This window comes from Leptotrichia sp. OH3620_COT-345, assembly GCF_003932895.1.
GTDB lineage: Bacteria > Fusobacteriota > Fusobacteriia > Fusobacteriales > Leptotrichiaceae > Pseudoleptotrichia.
The window spans coordinates 1-2537 of the sequence record NZ_RQYW01000043.1 but is presented as its reverse complement, the minus strand read 5'-3'; the positions used below and the strand labels follow the sequence as shown (position 1 = coordinate 2537).

1 pseudogene is annotated in these 2537 nt (G+C 36.9%); it reads right to left on the bottom strand.

The features are described from left to right. Positions 1-2537: pseudogene (locus EII29_RS12225) on the bottom strand (autotransporter domain-containing protein); the annotation flags it as partial.

Genomic DNA, 2537 nt, shown 5'->3' with positions numbered 1-2537 from the left:
TTTTCCTGTGCCATTGCTACCTGTTTATTTTTAGTTCCTTTCATCACATTGGCATTTTCTATGGACGAATTTGCTATTTCAAGTTGATTGTAAGGATTATTAGGATCATCTAAGTCTACTGCCTGATCTACCATCAGTTTACTCAAATACAACATAAATGTCTTATAGTTACTTCCTGTTATTGTAGGTGCTCCCGCTATACCTGTCATAAGGTTTGTAGGGTCCGTATTTGATAAATTCATCAATACATTGGAAGCTACAAACAATCTTGAACCCACTTCCATGTTTAATGTCAGATTATTTAAAGTACTCGCTCCGTTACCGAATGTATTGTTAAAATAATTCTGTATTGCAGCGGTATCAAATGTTCCGTAATTACCAACCGTTTTATCTTCATAGTAGAAAGCCGTTCCTCTTGTACTTGGAGTAGTTCCTCCTTTTATTGTTGCCGTCATAGGTCCTCCAAGAATTATTTTCCCGTTATTTCCACTTGTATAGAAAAGCAGAGACTTTTGTCCTGTTTCGGAGTTTCCTCCTCCATTTATATTTATGATTCCGTTATTTGCGTAAAAGTTTATAGCTCCGTCTTCCGTATTGACATTTGCTTTATTTACTGTCAATGTTCCCGCCGAATAAAGTCCTATGGACTTGTCTGATGTAACTTTGACTGTTACATCAGTATTTGTTCCTGAAAAAGTTCCGTTATTTTCTACTATTATACCGTATGAACCTTTGTTACCTATAGGAGATGACACTCCTCCGTTATTATCCACTACTACCTGTGCAGAACCGTTTAAAGTAATTGTTGTACCGTTTGCAACTATTCCCGAAACACTGTTTCCTGATACTTTTACTCCTCCGGCCATTGTTAGAGTACTTCCGTTTGTTACAAGAACACCTGTGGAGTTATCTCCCGATACTTCTACAGATTGCGGAGTTGCTCCGGCTGCTCCTACTGTTCCTGTAGTGTTATTAAGGAATATTCCTATATTGTTTTCTTTCCCGGTAATTTTTATCATTCCGCTGTTTTCAATTACAGAATCTATACCTACTATACCTACTCCGTTGGAAATTTCCGTTCCTGTAGTTATTGTTCCGCTATTATTAAGTTGTGCTCCTTTTGCAAGCATCCCTATTGCATAGGATCCGTCTAAAGTTATAGTTCCCTTATTTATAGATTTTGCATTTGTATTGCCGTCTGTTCTCATACCTATATTTACAGACTGATCTCCTGATGCTGCTTTTGCTATTTTTGAATTTATATTTATTTTACCTGTAGATGTATTTTCTATATCTGTGGCTATATTTACATATGTTCCCAATGAATTTTCCACATCTGTAATATTTATTGTTCCTGAATTTTTAGCTTTTCCCGTTCCTAAACTTACGCCATTTTCAACACTGGCATCGCTCATCAATGCCATTGCTGCTGAGCCGTCTGCTTTATCACTTCCATCAGGATTTTTACGTAAATTTATAATTCCTGAATTTTTCATTTCAGTTCTTGTTCCCGATTTTGCAGCTAATTTCATTCCGTAACTTTCAGACCCTGATAAAGAAATTGTTCCTTTATTTTCAAGTATAGCTTCCGTTCTTGTATTTCCGCTTATTGCCCTTGGAAGATAAACATATATTCCTATAGAACGTTCCCCTCTGAAATCTATTGTCCCTGTATTTATTAAATTGTTAGCACCTTGATTGTCATTTTCCTGAACTTGAGCAATTCCGACCTTATATCCGACATAACCGTCTGCACTTCTTTTCACCTGATAAACCGAATCTCCCGGTCCTTTTATTGTCATGTAGTTCTTATTTGCATCATAGTGATTGTGCATATCTTTAATCCATTGTTCATTTTTCTCTTCCACATCAGTTATTGTTCCGGCGTTTTCAAGAGTTGAACTATTTTCCTGTGAAACAATCCCTAAAGTAAGAAGCCCTCCTAAATTGACTGTTCTACCCGCTGCAAAAGTAAAAGTTTCATTACCTGTATTATCCAATTCCCAGAATCTTGAACCTCCTACAAAGAAATACTGATGGTTTTTATCATCGCCCGGTGAGGCTACTACTCCCCCAGCAAATTCACTTGCACCTTTCCAGTCAAAATTATATGAGTTGAAATAAATTTTGTTATTTGTATCATCTGTTGAAGCTTCGGGATTAGGAGCATTTCTGTCTGTTAATCTTATATGTCTTTCATCTTTATACATTTTAAAAGCCAATGAAGCTCTCCCTTGCGGTAATCCGAAACTTCCGCCTCCTACTGGCCAAGTATAGTGTAAAATCAACCTTTCATTTTGCAAACTCTTATTATTTGCTGATGCTGTAAAATTATCCTTTGTAAGTTGTCTCGGCGTAGAAGCATCACTACTACAACCATGGTTACAGTCTGCTCCTAAAATAACGGCAAATGTCGGAGGTACAGGTAACGCAGGATTTGCCGGTATTACTATATTTGGAGATATAGGACTGAATCTTACAGGATCAGGTAAAGTAGGTACATTTGCAGCTTTAGGTACTAAATTTAAATCCGCCTT